Source organism: Pseudonocardia adelaidensis, from assembly GCF_039543345.1.
GTDB lineage: Bacteria > Actinomycetota > Actinomycetes > Mycobacteriales > Pseudonocardiaceae > Pseudonocardia > Pseudonocardia adelaidensis.
The window spans coordinates 134,980-153,177 of sequence record NZ_BAABJO010000003.1; the positions used below are offsets into that span (position 1 = coordinate 134,980).

An 18,198-nucleotide genomic window follows, 5' to 3' on the forward strand; every position below is an offset into this window, starting at 1 on the left:
GAGAGTGCTGCATGCCCAAGGTGATCTTCCATCGCGCCGGGGGAGCGACCGACGTCGTCGACGTCGACGCCGGCTCGAACGTCATGCGCGCCGCCGTGCAGAACGGCGTCGACGGCATCGTCGGCGAGTGCGGGGGACAGGCCATGTGCGCCACCTGCCACGTGTACGTGCGCGAGCCCCACCTCGACGCGCTGCCCGCGATCAGCGAGGACGAGGAGGAGATGCTCGAGTGCACGGCCGCGCCGCGCGACGAGCGTCGCAGCAGGCTCGGTTGCCAGCTGACGCTCGGCGCCGGTGGCCTCGAGGAGGTCGAGGTCGATGTGCCCGCGACCCAGATCTGAGCGGGTCGTCGGTGCGCGGGTCGTCGTCATCGGCGCCGGGCACGCGGGCGTGCAGGCCGCCGACGCCCTGCGCGCCGGTGGCCACGACGGGCCGATCATCCTGGTCGGGGACGAGCCCGTGCTGCCCTACCAGCGGCCGCCGCTGTCGAAGGAGCACCTGGCGCCCGGCGGGACGGCCGCGCCGCTGCCGCTGCGGGCCGAGCGGTTCTTCACCGACCGCCGGATCGAGCTGCGGACCGGGGTGACCGCGACCGCGCTCGACCGCACGGCGCGGAACGTCCTGCTCGACGACGGCGCCGCGCTGCCCTACGACGTCCTCGTGCTCGCCACCGGGGCGGCGAACCGCGTGCCCGCGGTTCCCGGGGCGGACCTGGCCGGGATCCACGCCCTGCGCACCCTCGGCGACGCCCAGGAGCTGCGGGCCGGGCTGTCGCGGGCGCGCTCCGTGCTCGTGGTCGGCGGCGGCTTCGTGGGGCTCGAGGTCGCGGCGGCCGCCCGTGCCCACGGGCAGGCCGTGACCGTCCTCGAGGCCGCGGACCGGCCGCTGGCCCGGGCCCTGTCCCGGGAGGCGGCCTGCCACGTCGCCGAGGCGCACCGGCGGGCGGGCACCGACCTGCGGCTGGGCGAGGGCGTCGCGGCGTTCACCGGTCGCCGGGGGCGCGTGACCGGCGCGGTGAGCAGCGCGGGCACCGATTACCGGGCGGACCTCGTGCTGGTCGGGACCGGGGTGGTGCCGCGCACCGCGCTCGCCGCCGGGGCGGGGCTGCCGGTGGCCGACGGGATCGTCGTCGACGAGTGCCTGCGCACACCCGACCCGGCGATCTACGCGGTGGGCGACTGCGCGAGCCACCCGAGCGGCCACACCGGCACCCGGATCCGGCTCGAGTCGGTGCAGAACGCGACCGGCCAGGGCAGGCACGTCGCCGCCGCGATCCTCGGCGACGCCCGCCCGTACGACGACGTGCCGTGGTTCTGGAGCCACCAGGGCGCCCTGAAGCTGCAGATAGCCGGGGTGCGCCTGCCGGGCGACGAGGACGTCCTCTCCGGTGATCCCGCCGCCGGCCGGTTCTCCGTCTGCTGCTTCCGCGACGGGCGGCTCGTCGCCGTCGAGTCGCTCAACCGGCCCACCGACCACATGGCCGCGCGTCGGCTCCTCGCGGCCGGGCGCTCGCCGGATCCCGGACAGCTCCGCGATCCGGCGTTCTGCCTGAAGGCGTTCGCCCGGGAGCCGGCCGTGGCCTGACCGAGCCCATCGAAGGAGCGTCCATGACAACGACGTCGACTCCCGCGGTCCCCACCGCCGACTGGGTCGAGCCCGCGGCGATGCTGGCCGACCCGTATCCCACCTACCGCCGGCTGCTGGACGAGTCGCCGGTCGCGTGGGTGCCGTCTCTCGGGCGCCACCTCGTCACCTGCTTCGCGGCCTGTCGCGCCGTCGAGGAGGACCAGGAGACGTTCAGCGCGAACGTGAGCGGTGGCGCCGCCACGCTGGCCCGGGCCCTCGGCGCCCCGCCGAGGCATGTTCGTGCTCGCGGTCGCGGCCACCGCGCTCCTGCGCGACCGCACCGGCATCGACCTCGGGGTGGAGAACCAGGCCGAGCAGGAGGTGGGCGCGACGGTGCTCGACCCGCGGCGGGTAGGTCCCGCAGCGGAGCTGAAACCCGAGCAAAGGGTCGCGATCGGACACGAGAAGATATACGATCTCGTAGACGACGCGATCGCAGGGAGGAACTCGCATGCCTGGACCGGAGCCCGGCGCCCCGGACGCGGTGACCGCAGCGCTGGGCAGGCGGCCCGGGAAGGTCGTCGCGGTCCACCTCAACTACCCGTCGCGCGCGGCCCAGCGCGGGCGGACGCCGACCGCCGCGTCGTACTTCCTCGAGCCGCCCTCCTCGCTGACGGGCTCCGGCCGCGTCGAGAGGCCCGGCGGCACCGAGCTGCTGGCGTTCGAGGGCGAGATCGCGCTCGTCATCGGTACCCCGGCCAGGCACGTGCGGCCGGAGGACGGCTGGGCGCACGTGGGCTGGGTGACGGCGGCGAACGACCTGGGCCTGCAGGACCTGCGCACCGCCGACCGGGGCTCGAACGTCCGGTCCAAGGGCGGTGACGGCTACACCCCGCTCGGGCCCGAGCTCCTGCCCGCGGCCGAGCTGGACCCCGCGGGCCTGCGGATCCGCACCTGGTTGGACGGCGAGCTCGTGCAGGACGACACCAGCGCCGCCCTCCTGTTCGACTTCGGTCACCTGGTCGCCGACCTGTCGCGGATGCTCACGCTCGAGGAGGGCGACGTCATCCTCACCGGCACGCCCGCCGGCGCTTCGGTGGCGCGGCCGGGGCAGGTGGTCGAGGTGGAGGTCGGCACGGTCGATGGCACCCGCAGCACCGGGCGGCTGCGCACCGCGGTCGTCGAGGGTCCGCCGCTGGCCCCGTGGGGCGCACCCGCACACGTCGACGACGCGGTGCGCGCCGACGCCTGGGGCACCCCGCCGGCCGGGCCACCCGGCCTGCCCGCCGAGATCCGCGAGCGGCTGCACCGCGTCGCCGTCGCGACGCTGTCGGTGCAACTGCGCAGGCGCGGCTTCGACGACGCGAGCATCGACGGGGTGCGTCCGCTGGTCGCGGGCCGCCGGCTGGTCGGCACCGCGCGCACGCTGCGCTACGTCCCGTTCCGGCCCGACCTGTTCGCCGCGCACGGCGGCGGCTACAACGCGCAGAAGCGGGCGGTGGACTCGATCGGCCCGGGGGAGGTCCTCGTCATGGAGGCCCGCCGGGACCCCACGGCCGGCACGCTCGGCGACATCCTCGCGCTGCGCGCGCAGGTGCGGGGCGCCGCCGGGATCATCACCGACGGCGCCGCCCGCGACGCCGCCGCCGTCGCCGCGATCGACCTGCCGGTCTACACCTCGGGGCAGCACCCGGCCGTGCTGGGCAGGCGGCACGTCCCGTGGGAGGCCGACGTCACCATCGCCTGCGGGGGCGCCACGGTGCAGGTCGGCGACGTGATCGTGGCCGACGACGACGGGGTCGTGGTGATCCCGCCGGGCCTGGTCGAGGAGGTGCTCGCCGCCGCCGAGCAGCAGGAGCACGAGGAGCAGTGGATCGCCGCCCGGGTCGCCGAGGGCGCCGGGCTGCAGGGGCTCTACCCGCTGTCCGGGCCGTGGCGCGAGCGGTACGACGCCGAGCAGGCCCGGTCGTGACCTCCCTCTCCGACGCCCAGCCGGTCTCCAAGGTCGACCTCGCCTACGACCTCATCCGCGGGCGCATCCAGAGCGGGGCCTACACGCCCGGATACCGGCTGGTTCTGGGCGTGCTGGCCAAGGAGCTCGGCGTCTCGACCGTGCCCGTGCGCGAGGCGGTCCGCCGCCTGGAGGCGGAGGACCTCGTCGAGGTCGTCCGCAACGTCGGCGCCACCGTCCGCGGCCTGGACCCCGTCGAGTACCGCTGGGCGGTGGAGACTCTCGCCGTCGTCGAGGGCGCTGCCACCGGGATGGCGGCCGCGCGTCTCGCGGACGCGGCGCTCACCGAGGCGCGCCGCCTGAACGAGGCCATGCGCGCCGGGCTCGACGACCTCGACCCGTTGCGGCACAGCCGCGTCAACCAGCAGTTCCACCGCGTGCTCACCGAGCCGTGCCCGAACCCGCACCTGCTCGACCTCGTCGAGCGCGGGTGGGCGCGCGTGTCGGGCCTGCGCTCGTCGGTGTTCTCGTTCGTGCCCGACCGCGCGGCGGAGTCGGTGCGCGAGCACGACGCCCTCCTGGACCTCATCGCGCGCGGCGCGCCCCCGGCCGAGATCGAGGCCGCCGCCCGCGCCCACCGCGAAGCGACCGTGCGCGCGGTCCTGCAGAGCCAGGCCGCACCCGAACCGGAAGGACAGCCATGAGATTCCGCTCCGACCCCGCGGGGATCACCGGCTCGATCGCGCCGCTGGTCACGCCGTTCACCGACGCGGGGGACGTGGATCACGAGGCCCTGCGCACCCTCGTGCGCTGGCAGCTCGCCGCCGGTTCGCACGGCATCTCGCTGGGCGGATCGACGGGCGAGCCGTCGGCGCAGTCGATCGCCGAGCGCGCGGAGGGCATCCGCACCGTCGCCGCCGAGATCGGCGACCGCGTGCCGTTCCTGCCCGGCACGGGCTCGGCGAAGCTCGCCGAGACCCTGGAACTGACCGCCGCCGCGCGCGACGCCGGGGCGGACGCGGCGCTCGTCATCACCCCGTACTACGCGCGGCCCACCCAGGAAGCGCTGTACGTGTGGTACTCGACGGTCGCGCGTGAGTTCCCGGACCTCCCGATCGTGGCCTACAACGTCCCGTCGCGCACCGCCGTGGACATCGCCCCGGAGACGGTCGGGCGCCTGTTCCGCGACTACGACAACTTCGTCGGGGTCAAGGAGACCACCAAGGACTTCGAGCACTTCTCCCGCGTGCTGCACGCCGCGGGCCCCGACCTGCTCGTCTGGTCCGGGATCGAGCTGCTGTGCCTGCCGCTCCTGCCGCTGGGCGGCGCGGGCTTCGTCTCGGCGCTGGCCAACATCGCCCCGGCCGCCGTCGCGCAGATGTACGAGGCGGCGGTCGCGGGCGACGCGCAGCGGGCCCGTGAGATCCACTACGGCGTGCACCCGCTGGTGGACCTGCTGTTCGTCGAGACCAACCCGGCACCGGCCAAGTGGCTGATGAAGGAGCGCGGGCTGATCGCGAGCGACCACGTCCGGTCCCCGCTCATCCCGCTCACCGAGAACGGGCAGCACGAGGTCCGCGCGCTCGCCGCGGCCGCCGAGCAGTACCTGACCCCCGTGGCGCTTGCCGAGGTGACGGCATGACGCAGACGCAGCCCGCCAGCCGGCACGTCCCCGAGGGCCTGCCCACGCACCTGCAGCACTTCGTCGACGGCGCGCCGCGCGACTCGGTCGGCGGCGCGACGTTCGAGGTGCTCGACCCGGTCTCCAACCGCACGTACGCCACCGCATCGGCGGGCCGGGCGGAGGACGTCGACGCCGCCGTCGCCGCCGCGCGGCGCGCGTTCAGCGAGGGCCCCTGGCCGACGACGGCGCCGCGAGCCAGGGCCCGGGTGCTCAACAGGATCGCCGATCTCGTCGAGGCGCAGGACGCCCGGCTCGCCGAGCTGGAGACGTTCGACACCGGCCTGCCGATCACACAGGCGCTGGGCCAGGCGCAGCGGGCCGCGGAGAACTTCCGGTTCTTCGCCGACCTGATCGTCGGCCAGACCGACGACGCCTACAAGGTGCCGGGCCGGCAGCTCAACTACGTCAACCGCAAGCCGGTCGGCGTCGCGGGGCTGATCACGCCGTGGAACACCCCGTTCATGCTGGAGTCCTGGAAGCTGGCCCCGGCGCTCGCGGCGGGCTGCACGGTGGTGCTCAAGCCCGCGGAGTTCACCCCGCTCTCGGCGAGCCTGTGGGCGCAGATCTTCACCGAGGCCGGCCTGCCGCAGGGCGTGTTCAACCTGGTCAACGGCATCGGCGAGGAGGCGGGCGCGGCGCTCGTCGCCCACCCCGGTACCCGGCTGATCTCGTTCACCGGCGAGACGACGACCGGCCGGGAGATCTTCCGCGCGGCCGCCCCGCACCTCAAGGGGCTGTCGATGGAGCTCGGCGGCAAGTCCCCGGTCGTGATCTTCGACGACGCGGATCTCGACGCGGCACTGGACTCGTCGGTGTTCGGCGTGTTCTCCCTCAACGGCGAGCGCTGCACGGCCGGCTCGCGCATCCTCGTCCAGCGCAGCGTCTACGACGAGTTCGTCGAGCGCTACGCCGAGCGAGCCCGGAACGTCGTGGTCGGCGACCCGCACGACCCGCGGACCGAGGTCGGCGCGCTGGTGCACCCCGAACACCACGAGCGGGTGCTGCGGTATGTGGAGATCGGGAAGACCGAGGGCCGGCTGGTCGCGGGCGGCGGGCGCCCCGAGCACCTGCCCGAGGGCAACTACGTCGCGCCCACCGTCTTCGCCGACGTCCCGCCGACCGCACGGATCTTCCAGGAGGAGATCTTCGGCCCCGTCGCGGCGCTCACCCCGTTCGAGGACGAGGCCGAGGCGGTGGCGCTGGCCAACGACGTCCAGTACGGGCTCGCGGGCTACGTGTGGACCCGCGACCTGACCCGCGGCCACCGGGTCGCCCAGGCGATCGAGGCCGGGATGGTCTGGCTGAACTCCCACAACGTGCGCGACCTGCGCACCCCGTTCGGCGGGGTGAAGGCGTCGGGGCTCGGCCACGAGGGCGGCCACCGCTCGATCGACTTCTACACCGAGGAGCAGGCCGTGCACGTCACGCTGGGCGAGGTGCACACGCCCCGGTTCGGCGCCGGCCCGGCCGGGAGGAACCGATGACGTCCGTGCCACCGCCCGATGTGATCCGCTGCGCCTACGCCGAGCTCGTGGTCACCGATCTCGCCGCGGCCAGGTGGTTCTACGTCGACCTGCTCGGGCTGGTCGTCACCGCCGAGGAGCCCGACGCGCTCTACCTGCGCGCCTTCGAGGAGTACCTGCACCACTCGCTCGTGCTGCGCCGCGGCGAGACGGCCGCGTGCGCGCGGCTGGCCTACCGGGTGCGTTCGGCCGCCGAGGTGGATCGGGCCGAGGAGTACTACCGGGCCCTGGGCGGGCGCGTCGAGCGGGTGCCGGCGGGGGCGACGCGGGGGATCGGCGAGGCGGTCCGGATCGAGGACCCGCTGGGCTTCCCCGTGGAGCTCTTCTTCGACGCCGAGCACGTGGAGCGCCTCACCCAGCGCTACGACCTGCACGGCGCCGGAGCGATCAGCCGGCTGGACCACTTCAACGTGGTGACGCCCGACGTCCCCGCGGCACAGCGCTACTACGAGGGCCTCGGGTTCAGGGTGTCCGAGGACATCGAGGACGCCGCGGGCACGGTGTACGCGACCTGGATGTACCGCAAGCCGACCGTGCACGACGTCGCCCTCACCGGCGGCGACGGCCCCCGCATGCACCACATCGCCTTCGCCACGCACGAGCGCAGCCAGATCCTGCACCTGTGCGACCACCTCGGGGCGGCGCGCCGCCCGGACATGATCGAGCGCGGCCCGGGCCGCCACGGCGTGTCCAACGCCTTCTACCTCTACCTGCGCGACCCGGACGGCCACCGCATCGAGATCTACACCCACGACTACTACACCGGTGACCCGGACAACCCGGTGGTCCGCTGGGACGTGCACGACAACCAGCGCCGCGACTGGTGGGGCAACCCGGTCGTCCCCTCCTGGTACGCCGAGGCGTCGCCCGTGCTCGACCTCGACGGCAAGCCACGTGCGCTGCGGGAACGCACGGAAGCCCGCGAGGCCGACCTGACGATCGGGGCGGACGGGTTCTCCTACACCCGCGCCGGGGAGGATCCTCGTGAGTTCAAGCTCGGCAACCAGGTGTAGCGCCGAGCCCGGTGCGCGAGCCTTCCCACGAGCACGCCGGCCTCTGTGGTCTGCGCCGGCACGGAGCACCACTCGTCCGACCCGACGCCCACATCGGCGCCCGCTGGCCCGGCCGCGCCCCGGACGACTCCACCCTCCGTCGCGCCCTCGCGAGCATCACCCGCTCGACATCCCCTTGACCGCCTCGTCGGGTGGGTGTCAAGGAGTTCGCCGATGGTCGGCGATCGTCTGCGACAACGCGTATCGCCCGGTCACCGCTCGAGGGTGGCCACCCGCGCCGTACCTGCGCACCGCGCCGAGCCCGGCCTTCAACGCCCACCCTCGGCCGCGGATCCAGGTGTCGTCGTCGACACCGGATGCTTCCCGGAACAACGGTCGCGTCTCTGCGGTCAGTAAAGTCCACGCCGGCACCATGTCGACAGCCGAGTCGCCCGCGCCCATCAAGTCGAAATCGACCACCGCAGACACTGAGCCCCGGTCGGCCAAGAGATTCATCGGGAACAAGTCCCCGTGAATCCATGAGGGAAGATGGTGTGACGGTGCTGCCAGCGCACTGTCCCACACCGCAGTGGCCAGTGCTTCGTCCACCACGCCCTCCGCGCTGAGCGCACGGATGTCGGAGCGGAGCTCGCTGTCGTCGCCTTGGAGAGGGTGGGGGCGTAACGAAACCGGCGCACCGGTGACCTCGATATTCCGGAGCGCAGCCACGAACTGGCCGAGGCGCACCGCAACATCTACGAGATCAACGGCTTCGCATGTGTCCAACCCCGACCCGTGAAGCCATCGGAATACTGCCCACGGCCGGGGGAACACGTCACCTGGGGCGCCGGCGGCGACGGGAACAGGCACGGCCAACGGCAGCTGCGAGGCCAGCCACGGCAACCAGGTCAGCTCGATGTCGACGGCCGCCGCTGATCCGCGGTGGAGCGGAAGACGCACCACCAAGTCATCGCCCAGGCGGAACAACGCGTTGCCTGCCCCGGCACCGGGCCCCTCCGTGATAGGTCGGTCAGCCCAATGCGGGAACTGCTGATCCAGCAACTCGCGCACCGTAGCCACTGACACGCTCGGCTGGTCGGCGCTCATCTTCGTTTCGGCAGAGCCCCCGCGACCGGACTTGTCGTCCGCAATCAAGTCTCGACCTTCCTAGGCGACGAACCAGGAGCGCCTCCCAGGTGAGCAAGAGTAGTGGGGGGCTACCCGTGCACCGTTGTGCGCGGAGCTGCCGGAGCCGACATGCCCTGTCGTGCCGACATCAGCGCCCTCGACGCGCCGGCGCTGATCCTGTCCTGCACCGGGTACCCGGCACACCCGACGGAGACCGCCACCGAGCTGGCCCGCCTGAGCCCGCGCGCCGTTCGGCACACCGCGTCCGCCGCCGATCGGCAGCGGCGGCAGCTCCGTCACGTCCAGGCCCAGGCGTCGTCGGCTGCTGCGGCGCGGCATAGTGGAGGCGATCGCCGCGTCGGGAAGCGAGCGCACCCACGATGAGCACAGGCCGGTCGCCCCTGTTCTGCGACACCGCCTTGGCCGAGCGGATCGAACGGGCCGAGGCTCAGTTGATCGCCGAGGCCGGCCGGGCGGCTGCGCGGCGCCGGACCGATGCTCCCGGTTTCGTGATCGACTTCGCCGGGGGCGTGGCCAGCTTCGCGGAGGCCGGCTCGCCACTGAACAAGGTCGCCGGACTCGGCTTCGCCGGAGCGCCGGACGACGGCGCGCTCGACCAGGTCGAGCGCGCCTTCGCCGCGTGTGGCGCCGCGGTGCAGGTCGAGCTCGCGCACCTCGCCGACGCGTCGATCGGCGCCCTGCTCACCGAGCGTGGCTACCGGCTCGAATCCTTCGAGAACGTCCTCGGGCTCGTCCTCGACCAGCCGCGCGAGCGGGTCCGGCCGCCCGGTGTGGAGATCCGGCGCAGCGGCGACGACGAGTTCGACCGCTGGCTCGCGGTCGTCGCCGACGCGGTTGCCCATCCCGACACCCAGGGCCTGCCCTGGCACGAGGAGTTCCCCCGCGCTACTTACGAGGCAGCCGAGCGGGATCTGGCCGCGGGCGGTGTGGAACGCTACGTCGCTCTGCGCGACGGTGCGTTCGCCGGCGGGGCCGGCCTCCGCGTCGCCGACGGCATCGCGCAGTTCGCCGGCGCCGCGACCGCACCGGCGCACCGCCGGCGCGGCATCCAGACGGCCCTGCTCTCGGCTCGGCTCGCCGACGCTGCCGAGGCCGGCTGCGACGTCGCGGTCGTCACCACCCAACCGGGTTCGAGATCCCAGCAGAACGTCCAGCGCATAGGCTTCGACCTGCTCTACACCCGGGCCATCCTCGTCAAGTCGGGCGAACCACCGCGGCGGGCGAGCGGGTCGGCCCGCCCTCGCCCACCCGCGTAGCGCGCCGAGCCCCGTGCGGGACGGCGCAGCCGCTCGAGCCGGGCGTCGTCGATGTGTTCGGCGGTGGAATCGGCGGCGAGCCCGGGGATTCCGCGCCTACGGGACGTCCACCAGGACCTTGCCGACCGCCCCGCTCTCGACCGCTCGGTGGGGGATGTCATGTCGCTCATCCTCGACGGCATCCGTGCACGGTGATCGGCCCCGGGGTGCCGAATCCGCACGCGCTCAGGTGTGCGGTGTCGTGGCCCGGATGCCTGCGAGCACGACGTCGACGATGCGCTCCGCGTCCGCGCGGGTGAACGGGCGCAGGCCGCGGTTCACGATGAGGTGCACCGGGCCGGAGATCATTTCACCGAGCAGGGAGTAGTCGACGGGCGGCAGCTCGCCCCGGTCGATGGCCAGGTCGACCCGGCGGCGCATGGCGGCGGCGCGTCCTTCGAGGATCCTGGTCGCCGCCCGGCGCACGGCCGGGCTGTCGTGGGTGGCCTGGGTGGCGAGTTCGAGCGCCCGGACGGTCGGCTTGCCCAGGCTCTCGGCGATGGTCATCAGGAAGTCCACCAGGTCCCTGCGGAGCTCGCCGGTGTCGGCGACGGCCCCGAGGTCGTCGACGTACTGCAGCAGGGCCTCGACCACCAACTCCTCGCGGTCGGGCCAGTTGCGGTAGACGCTGGTCTTGTGCACGCCGGCGAGCTCGGCGACCTCCTCGTAGCGGAAGCCCGCGATGCCGTCCCGCGCGACGAGCTCGACGGTCGCGGCGAGGATCTGCGCTCTGACCCGCGCGGTGCGGCCACCGGGGCGACGCGCCGACGTCCGATCCGCGGTGCTGGCCATCAGTGGCCCACCTCCTGCCCTCCGCTGCGGCGCTGATTGTCCTCGACCCCGCGGTGCAGGCGCACGAGGCGGGGCGTCCGGTGGGCTCGGGCAGGACGAGTACGTCGAACGCTTCCCGAGGAGCACGGGTCAGCGCCTGCACGCCGTCGTCGACCCGGCCACGCGGTCGTCCTCGAGCTCCAGCGCGCGGCGCAGGGATTCGCGGATCGCGCGGTCGTCGTCGGCGACGAGCACGGTGCAGGCCACGGCCGTCAGCTGCCCAGCCGGGCGGCGAGCCCGTCGAGAACGATGCCGAGATGCCGTTCGAACCGCTGGTCACCGTCGTCTCGAAGGTGCCCGGCAGCCTTGACCAGCTCGGCGTCCTCGCCCAGCCAGGCGTCGCGCCCGGCGAGCGAGTACCGCGCCGGGTCGGTCTCTGCTGACTGCCCCCGCTCCTGCTCCTCGATGACGAAGCCGACCACGAACGCGGTGACCAGATCGGTGGCGTCGTCCGCCCCGGCGAGGGTGAACCCGGCCGCGGTCAAGCGGGCGAGCCAGGGCTCCTTCGCCCGCAGCACCTCGGGGCCGGCGATGCGCGTGCCGCTGAAGATGCGCGCCCCGTCCCGGTGGAGCAGGTACTCGGAGCGCAGGACGCGGGCGTAGGCGGCGAGGTCGTCACGCCAGCCGGCGCCGGGAGGGATCTCCGCCAGGGCGCCCGTGACGCGGCGCATGACGACGGTGCCCATCTCGTCGAGCAGCTCCTGCTTGTTGCGGACGTGCCAGTACAGCGCGGGGGCCTGCACGTCGAGCCGGGAAGCGAGCGCACGGACGGTGATGCCGTCCATGCCCTTCTCGTCGAGCAGCTCGAGTGCCGCCGCCACGATCCGTTCCGGGGAGATGCCCTTCGCCACGCTTGACACCTTAACAAAGTTCAGGGACGGTGGGTCCCGGATGATTGAACTTAGTTAAGGAGACTCTGATGCGCGCTGCAGTCGTCAGCACCCCGGACGCGACACCCGTCTACGCGGACTTCCCCGACCCGGAGCAGCGGCCCGGCCGGGAGCCGCTGCGGCTCGTGGGTGCGGGTCTGCACCACGTCGTCCGGGGGCTCGCCTCCGGCCGCCACTACGCGAGCCGCCAGGCGTATCCGCTCGTGCCGGGGGTCGACGCCGTGGCCCGGGCGGAGGACGGGCGCCGGGTCTACACGGGCCTGCCCCGGCCGCCGTGGGGCACGATGGCCGAGCGGCTGGTCACCCCGTTCGAGGTGGAGCTACCCGAGGGGGCCGATCCGCTGGCGGTGGCCGCCGGCATGAACCCCGGCATGTCGGGTTGGATGCCGCTGATCGCCCGGCGCGAGGAGGTGGGCGCGCTCGGCACGGTGCTGGTCCTCGGGGCGACCGGCATGTCGGGCAGCCTCGCCGTGCGGGCGGCGCTGGCCCTCGGGGCGGAGCGGGTCATCGCGGCCGGACGCGACCCCGAGGCGCTGGAGCGGCTGCGCGGTCTCGGCGCCGTGACCGTTCCACTCGCGCACGCCGAATCCGACCGCTGGGCGGCCGCCCTCGGCGCGGCCGTCGCCGACGCCCCGCCCGCACTCGTGCTCGACTTCGTGTGGGGGCCCGTCGCCGAAGCCACCTTCGCCGCGCTGGGAGGGGGCGGCGCGGACGAGAACGCCGACATCGACTACGTGCAGATCGGCTCGCTCGCCGGAACGGAGGCGGCCCTGCCGGCTCCGCTGCTGCGCAGCCGGCGGATCCGGGTGACCGGAAGTGGCGCCGGCTCGGTCTCGAAGGCGCAGATGATCGCGGAGCTTCCCGAGGTCATCGCCCGTTTCGCCGACGGCACCTTCGACGCGCCGTACACCGCCTACCCGCTCAGCCGCATCGGCGAGGCATGGGCGCACCAGGGGCGCACCCGCGCCGTCGTCGTCCCGGACTGACGGCCTGGTCGGATGACGTGGAGATCGTGCAGAAGAGAGCCTTGATCGTCGGCCTCGGGGTCGCCGGCACGGCCCCTGTGATCGGGCTCCGGCAGGCCCGGGGGACGCTGGTGAGACGCCGGTTGCGCCCGTTCGTCCGGGAAGCACCTGCGGATCGCACGGGTGAAGCAGCAGATGTTCGTGCCGTCGAGCCGCCCCCCTTGGGGGCGCCTCGCTCGGTGGTGCTGCGGCTTGCGCTCGAGGCACGGAGCCGCAGGCCGGCGAAGGTCCGTGCCGGGACACCCGCACGAGAGTGAGCCCACGAGATGGCCCAGGAGCTCCTGACCGGGCCGCTCGTTCGTGAATCCCCCGGTTAACGGTCGTTGCGCGCTCCGCCGTTGTTGGCCGCCCGTCCCCGGCCCATCGTGGTCATGGCCGGCCCGGCACCCGAGGAGGACCTACCGTGCGACCGCGTTCCGCGAAGCTCGTCACCCTGCTGCTCGCCACCGTCACGACGGGGCTCATCGCCGGCGTGTTCGGCGACTGGGCCGTCACGATCATGCCGGGCCTGCACGCGACCGACGACCGCACGTTCGTCGCCGCGTTCCAGGCCCTCGACCACGCGATCTACAACGCCCCGTTCATGCTCGCCTTCACGGGCGCTCTGGCGTTCACCGGCGTCGCCGCGGTTCTCCACGGGCGTGGCGGCAGTCGCTCCCCGCTGCCGTGGGTCGCGGTGGCGTTCGGCCTGTACGTGGTGGCATTCGTCATCACCGTGGTGGTCAACGTCCCGCTCAACGACGGCCTCGTCGCCGCCGGGCTCCCCGACCGCATCGCCGATCTGGCGGCCGTGCGCGCCGCCTTCGACGAGTCCCGCTGGATCACCTGGCACGCGGTCCGGACCATCGCGACCGTGGCAGCGTTCGCGTGCCTGGTCTGGGCACTCGTCCTCCACGGACGCGCCACGGCCGGCCGCGAGGCCCCCTCCCCGGCCGGCGCCGCTCACCGCTGATGGCGGCCTGACCGTCTCACGGGGAGAAGGTCTTATGAGGTCGAGGGTCCGCGTTCTGCCGGGAGGAGGCCCGAGAGGCGAGACGACATCGGTGGCTCCGGCGTCGCGGAACCGGGTCGAGGCGTCGGCATGGTCGCCTCGTCGCCGATGACGACGGGGTCAGCCGACCGCGCCGAGCGTCCCGGGCGAGGGCTTCGCGGACTCGGTCGGGCAGTGGCTGCCGGGCCGGTGTGGAGGGGTGAGCGGGAACACACCGCGCACGAGGGGGGTTGCTCGCGGGTATGACGAAGCTCGGGCCGCTGGGCGGCGCGTACTCGGATCTCAACTCCGCCGATGCCGCCACCGCCGCGACGACCGCCGAGGAGTTGGAGCGGCTGGGGTACTCGACCCTCTGGATGGCCGGCGGCCCGGGCAACAACCTGCCCCAGATCGACAACGTCGTCCGCGGGACGTCGCGGATCGGCGTGGCGAGCGGGATCCTCTCGGTCGACCGCGTCCCGGCCGCCGAGGTGACTGCGGCCTACGCAGCGCTGGAGCAGGCGCATCCCGGCCGGTTCACGGTCGGGCTCGGCGGTGCGCAGCACGGGCCGATGCCGCTGGCCACCCTGAACGCCTACCTCGACGATGTCGAACCGGTGGTGCCCCGGTCCCGGCTGATCCTCTCGGCGCTCGGCCCACGGATGCTCGAACTCGCCCGTGACCGCACGGCCGGCGCGTACCCCTACCTCGTCACGCCCGACTACGTCGCCTCGGCGCGGAACATCCTCGGCGGCGAGCGGCAGCTCGCCGTGCTGGTGGACGTGATCCCCGAGGTCGATCCGGCACGGGCCCGTGAGGTCGCCCGGGACGGCGGCTGCGGTTCCTCACCGCCCTCCCCGGTTACGCCGCCAACCTGCGTCGCATGGGCTTCGACGACGACGACATCTCCGGGCTGTCGAACCGGCTCGTCGACGGCGTGACCATCTGGGGTGACCTCGACGCGGTCGCCCGGCGCATCGGCGAGTACCGTGCCGCCGGCGCCGACCAGATCGTGGTGCAGCTGGGCCGCTTGCCGAGGGAATGGTGGGCCCGCCTCGCTGGTGCGGTGGGCTGACTCCTGGCGGTTCCGTCGGCGGGCGCGTGAGCCGCGTCAGCTCCCGACACCCAGGTTTGCCAGCAGGGCCAGGAGCACCGTCACCACGGCGAGCACGCCGTGCGCACCCACGACCGGAACGGGAAAGGCCCGCTCGGGTGGGCCCTCACCGGCGCCCGCCGCGCCCCGCCCCGCCCCGGTGGGCGCCGCGGCGCGCGTGCTCCGGTAGGTCGGAATCCACCGGGCCAGCATGGTGAACCCGAGCACCACCACGGGAACGAGCACGACCAGCGCGATCCAGCCGATCACCGCCGCGTCGGTGAGCACGTAGACGATCCACAACACCAACCCGCCGGCGGCCAGCCCGAGGTGCGCGAAGATCAGGCCGGGCGCGAGCCTGCTCCGGCTGCTCGCCCGGTGGCCGCCCCGGGAGATCCACATGCCCAACATGGCGAACCCGCCGATCGCGGTCAGCACCCAGGTCACGAGTGCGGCGATGTCCATGGCGTCCTCCTCGACGGTGGTGGGAGCCGAGATCAGGGTCGGAAGCCCTCGGCCTGCACGGCCTCGTTGGCGACGCGCACGCCATAGCGGTAGGCGAGCTTGCCCCCGAGGTATCCGGACACGGCGAGCGCGGCGAGCGACAGCACCGAGAGCAGCAGCGGGCCGGGTGCGACCGGGGCCGGCTGGTCGTGGTCGGCCTGCCGCCAGAGGAAGTTCCCGACGAACGCCGCAGTGACGACGAGGTTCAGCGTCATGTGGACGAGGCCGGTGCGGAAAGCCCGGCTACCCGTCGGGATGGCGGTGAGGTCGAGGAACCCGACGATCGCGGCGGCCAACGCGCCGACGACGCCGATCCCGATCAACCAGGTGGAGCCCTGGGTCAGGAAACCGGGTGAGCCGACCACGTACGACGCGATGTCGAACACCAGGCTGCACACCCACGCGCCGATGGGCACGGTGACCAGCATCGGGTGGAACGGGTGACCGTACGGGCCGGCCAGCGCAGCATTCACGGGCTGCTTCGCCTGCTCGGCCGGTGCACCCATGGCCGCCTCCTCGCGGTGCCGTATATGGCAAACAGATATTGGTCTTATTCGGTTGTGCCGTCAAGCTGCGCAGGCCAGGAGGTTCGTCGGGGCGATCAACCAGGTGGGGTTGGCGGTACGGTGAGCCGCGTGAGCGCAGACGCGGAACCCCCGGGGGCGATCGAGGCCGTCGCGGTCCTCGGTGAGGAGGTGCGGCGCCGCCTCTACTACGCGGTGCGGGCGGCAGGGCGCCCGGTCAGCAGGGACGAGGCCGCGACGGCGGTGGGGATATCCCGCAAGCTCGCCGCGTTCCACCTGGACAAGCTCACCGACGTCGGCCTGCTGCGCGCTCATTTCGACGGCATCGGCCGGCGCGGCGTCGGCCGCAAACCCAAGGTCTACGAGCCCGCCGAAGCCGCCGTCCAGGTGAGCATCCCGGTGCGCCGCCACGAGCTGCTGGCCGACATCCTCGTGCACGGCCTGCTCGCCGAGGACGAGCACGGCGGCGCACGGTCGGCCTCCCTGGAGGCAGCGCGCAGACGCGGGATCGACGTCGGGGCCGCCGAGCGGGAGAAGGTCCGTCCCGGCCGCCTCGGCCCGGAACGAGCGCTCGCGCTCGCCGAGGACGTGCTGGCCCGCAATGGCTTCGAGCCCGGCCGGCCGGGCCGGGGCTGCGTCCGCCTGCACAACTGCCCGTTCCACCCGCTCGCCACGGCTGCGCCGGAACTCGTGTGCGGATTGAACCACGCGTTCCTGAGCGGAATGCTCGACGGGCTGCAGGCCCATGCCGTCGATGCGGTGCTCGCGCCTGCCGCGGGCGAGTGCTGCGTCGAGCTCCGCCACGGTGACGGTTGACGCACCGGGCCCACCGACCATCCGACCTCCAACGAGATCGCCACGCTCGTCACCGGGATCGACGACGTCGACATCCCACGGCTGTCGAACATCAAGATCGTGTTCTACTCGAAGGGGCGGCGGAGGCAAGGGCTTCGGCTGGGGCACCGTCCACCACGCGGCGGAAAGCCTGCGGATGCCGGCCCGGCCCGGCATCGACCAGCCCTTCGGTCCATCGGTCGTCGACGAGGATCTCAAGATCGTCGGTACCGAGCACGTCTACGTCTGCGACATGTTCGTGATGCCGATCGCGTCGGCCGCCAACCCGGTGCGCACGCTCGCGGCCCTGGCCCTGCGGCTCTCACAGCACCCGGCCTGACGAGGGCGGGCTGTACCGAGGCGAGGCAGGTACCGGGGCCGGCTGAACGCACGGCGGGTGGCGCGGCGTGTGGAATGGCGGAGCAAATGGCCCGTACATCTCCCGGGTCGCGCCGGGGCCGCGTCGAGATCTTCTCCGGGTACGCCCGCCGCGGGCACACGTTGCGGCCGATCCACGATTCCCGTTTCGCGCGGTGCGCGGGCGGGTTCCCCGTGCTTGCCGGCGCCGTGACTCCGGTCGTCCACGGGTCATGCGAGGGCAAGGTCGTCATCACCGCCTGAACAGCGCTACGTGATCAGCCGCTGGTGGTGGCCGCGCACGCGGGGCTCGCGGCGTGGGGCCGCGCGAACGCCGGGGTCGTCGGCCGAGTCTGAACCAGGTGCCGCCGCGAACGGGACAGCAACGATCAGGAGGTGCGGGATGGGCCAGCAGCAACCCCGCCAGGACGAGAGCCCCGTGCAGTCCTTCCGACTGGTCGAGGTCCAGCCGGGCGGGGCAGCCGGGAACGCCGAGAACCAGGCTGGTGCGGATCGAGCTCCGATCGACACGAGGGCACGGCGGTGTTTGATCGTGGACGACAACGAGCTATTCCTCGCGGTCGCCCAGGACCATCTCGCACGCGGCGGGCTGAAGATCGTTGGCACCGCGACGAGCCAGGCGCAGGCCTTGCGGCAGGCCAAGGCGTTGCGCCCGGACGTCGTCCTCGTCGACATCGGCTTGGGCCGCGAGAGCGGCTTCGAGGTTGCTCGCCGCCTCGTCGAGAGCGTTCCCGACCTCGGGAGTTCGGTCGTGCTGACCTCGACCCGCGCCGAGGACGATGTCGTGGACCTGATCGCGGCCAGCCCCGCGGTCGGGTTCATCTCGAAGGACCTCCTGTCGGCCCGCGCGATCGAGGGACTGCTGAACGCGAACGGCTTCTGACCGTCATGGGCCGCCGCGCCCGCAATCCGATGTCAGCATGGTGGCTCTACTGGCCGAATCCGCCAGTAGAGCCACCATGCTGACACTCGGGCAGGGTCGGCCGGCC

At 73.2% G+C, this 18,198-nt stretch carries 20 protein-coding genes; 15 read left to right on the forward strand and 5 right to left on the reverse strand.

Annotated features, from left to right (window positions below):
- The first annotated feature begins 11 nt into the window (after nt 1-11).
- The 7 genes from ABEA81_RS04395 (at nt 12) to hpaD (ending at nt 7,737) form a co-directional block, all read left to right on the forward strand.
- The gene (locus tag ABEA81_RS04395; protein WP_345603453.1) at nt 12-341 is read left to right on the forward strand and encodes a 2Fe-2S iron-sulfur cluster-binding protein; all 330 of its coding nucleotides are present in this window, start codon (nt 12-14) and stop codon (nt 339-341) included.
- The gene (locus ABEA81_RS04400) at nt 319-1,584 is read left to right on the forward strand and encodes an NAD(P)/FAD-dependent oxidoreductase (protein WP_345603454.1); all 1,266 of its coding nucleotides are present in this window, start codon (nt 319-321) and stop codon (nt 1,582-1,584) included. The genes ABEA81_RS04395 and ABEA81_RS04400 overlap by 23 nt, the downstream gene beginning before the upstream one ends.
- Nucleotides 1,585-2,077: 493 nt before the next feature.
- A complete protein-coding gene (locus tag ABEA81_RS04405; protein ID WP_345603455.1) occupies nt 2,078-3,538 on the forward strand; it encodes a fumarylacetoacetate hydrolase family protein in 1,461 nt (486 codons plus the stop codon).
- Nucleotides 3,535-4,221, forward strand: coding sequence for a GntR family transcriptional regulator (locus ABEA81_RS04410; protein WP_345603456.1), 687 nt, complete (start codon nt 3,535-3,537; stop codon nt 4,219-4,221). The genes ABEA81_RS04405 and ABEA81_RS04410 overlap by 4 nt, the downstream gene beginning before the upstream one ends.
- Nucleotides 4,218-5,159: a 4-hydroxy-tetrahydrodipicolinate synthase gene (gene dapA, locus ABEA81_RS04415; protein WP_345603457.1), complete on the forward strand. Its 942-nt coding sequence runs from the start codon at nt 4,218-4,220 to the stop codon at nt 5,157-5,159. Before ABEA81_RS04410 ends, dapA begins: the two co-directional genes overlap by 4 nt.
- Nucleotides 5,156-6,685, forward strand: a complete 1,530-nt coding sequence (gene hpaE, locus ABEA81_RS04420) for a 5-carboxymethyl-2-hydroxymuconate semialdehyde dehydrogenase (RefSeq protein WP_345603458.1) — start codon at nt 5,156-5,158, stop codon at nt 6,683-6,685. The genes dapA and hpaE overlap by 4 nt, the downstream gene beginning before the upstream one ends.
- Nucleotides 6,682-7,737 (forward strand): 3,4-dihydroxyphenylacetate 2,3-dioxygenase, encoded by a 1,056-nt coding sequence (gene hpaD / locus ABEA81_RS04425; protein WP_345603459.1) that lies wholly within the window; start codon nt 6,682-6,684, stop codon nt 7,735-7,737. The genes hpaE and hpaD overlap by 4 nt, the downstream gene beginning before the upstream one ends.
- A 198-nt stretch (nt 7,738-7,935) precedes the next feature.
- On the opposite strand, the gene ABEA81_RS04430 is transcribed toward hpaD, so the two are convergent.
- A complete protein-coding gene (locus ABEA81_RS04430; protein ID WP_345603460.1) occupies nt 7,936-8,871 on the reverse strand; it encodes an aminoglycoside phosphotransferase family protein in 936 nt (311 codons plus the stop codon).
- A gap of 353 nt (nt 8,872-9,224) precedes the next feature.
- Here ABEA81_RS04430 and ABEA81_RS04435 point away from each other — a divergent pair, with 353 nt between their 5' ends.
- On the forward strand, nt 9,225-10,121 hold the full coding sequence (locus ABEA81_RS04435) for a GNAT family N-acetyltransferase (RefSeq protein ID WP_345603461.1): 897 nt from the start codon (nt 9,225-9,227) through the stop codon (nt 10,119-10,121).
- Nucleotides 10,122-10,346: 225 nt separating this feature from the next.
- On the opposite strand, the gene ABEA81_RS04440 is transcribed toward ABEA81_RS04435, so the two are convergent.
- The gene (locus ABEA81_RS04440) at nt 10,347-10,952 is read right to left on the reverse strand and encodes a TetR/AcrR family transcriptional regulator (protein ID WP_345603462.1); all 606 of its coding nucleotides are present in this window, start codon (nt 10,950-10,952) and stop codon (nt 10,347-10,349) included.
- Between the two features lie 251 nt (nt 10,953-11,203).
- A complete protein-coding gene (locus tag ABEA81_RS04445) occupies nt 11,204-11,842 on the reverse strand; it encodes a TetR/AcrR family transcriptional regulator C-terminal domain-containing protein (protein WP_345603463.1) in 639 nt (212 codons plus the stop codon).
- Nucleotides 11,843-11,910: 68 nt separating this feature from the next.
- Between ABEA81_RS04445 and ABEA81_RS04450 the strand changes: the two genes are divergently transcribed.
- The 4 genes from ABEA81_RS04450 (at nt 11,911) to ABEA81_RS04465 (ending at nt 14,951) form a co-directional block, all read left to right on the forward strand.
- Nucleotides 11,911-12,867, forward strand: a complete 957-nt coding sequence (locus ABEA81_RS04450) for a zinc-binding alcohol dehydrogenase family protein (protein WP_345603464.1) — start codon at nt 11,911-11,913, stop codon at nt 12,865-12,867.
- 442 nt (nt 12,868-13,309) lie between these two features.
- Nucleotides 13,310-13,858, forward strand: a complete 549-nt coding sequence (locus ABEA81_RS04455) for an anthrone oxygenase family protein (RefSeq protein WP_345603465.1) — start codon at nt 13,310-13,312, stop codon at nt 13,856-13,858.
- A gap of 281 nt (nt 13,859-14,139) precedes the next feature.
- A complete protein-coding gene (locus ABEA81_RS04460) occupies nt 14,140-14,817 on the forward strand; it encodes an LLM class flavin-dependent oxidoreductase (RefSeq protein ID WP_345603466.1) in 678 nt (225 codons plus the stop codon).
- A complete protein-coding gene (locus tag ABEA81_RS04465; RefSeq protein ID WP_345603467.1) occupies nt 14,760-14,951 on the forward strand; it encodes an LLM class oxidoreductase in 192 nt (63 codons plus the stop codon). The genes ABEA81_RS04460 and ABEA81_RS04465 overlap by 58 nt, the downstream gene beginning before the upstream one ends.
- A 36-nt stretch (nt 14,952-14,987) precedes the next feature.
- Here ABEA81_RS04465 and ABEA81_RS04470 read toward each other — a convergent pair whose 3' ends face one another.
- Both ABEA81_RS04470 and ABEA81_RS04475 read right to left on the reverse strand, forming a co-directional pair.
- Nucleotides 14,988-15,434 (reverse strand): hypothetical protein, encoded by a 447-nt coding sequence (locus tag ABEA81_RS04470; RefSeq protein ID WP_345603468.1) that lies wholly within the window; start codon nt 15,432-15,434, stop codon nt 14,988-14,990.
- A 32-nt stretch (nt 15,435-15,466) separates the two neighbouring features.
- Entirely contained in the window at nt 15,467-15,979 is a 513-nt protein-coding gene (locus ABEA81_RS04475; RefSeq protein WP_345603469.1) for a DUF2231 domain-containing protein, read from the reverse strand.
- A 129-nt stretch (nt 15,980-16,108) separates the two neighbouring features.
- Here ABEA81_RS04475 and ABEA81_RS04480 point away from each other — a divergent pair, with 129 nt between their 5' ends.
- The 3 genes from ABEA81_RS04480 to ABEA81_RS04490 all read left to right on the forward strand — a co-directional run bounded on the left by ABEA81_RS04480 (nt 16,109) and on the right by ABEA81_RS04490 (nt 18,092).
- Complete coding sequence (locus ABEA81_RS04480; protein ID WP_345603470.1) at nt 16,109-16,813, forward strand: helix-turn-helix transcriptional regulator; 705 nt, start codon at nt 16,109-16,111, stop codon at nt 16,811-16,813.
- A complete protein-coding gene (locus ABEA81_RS04485) occupies nt 16,752-17,171 on the forward strand; it encodes a GMC oxidoreductase (protein WP_345603717.1) in 420 nt (139 codons plus the stop codon). The genes ABEA81_RS04480 and ABEA81_RS04485 overlap by 62 nt, the downstream gene beginning before the upstream one ends.
- A 570-nt stretch (nt 17,172-17,741) precedes the next feature.
- Nucleotides 17,742-18,092: a response regulator gene (locus ABEA81_RS04490; RefSeq protein WP_345603471.1), complete on the forward strand. Its 351-nt coding sequence runs from the start codon at nt 17,742-17,744 to the stop codon at nt 18,090-18,092.
- Nucleotides 18,093-18,198 lie beyond the last annotated feature (106 nt).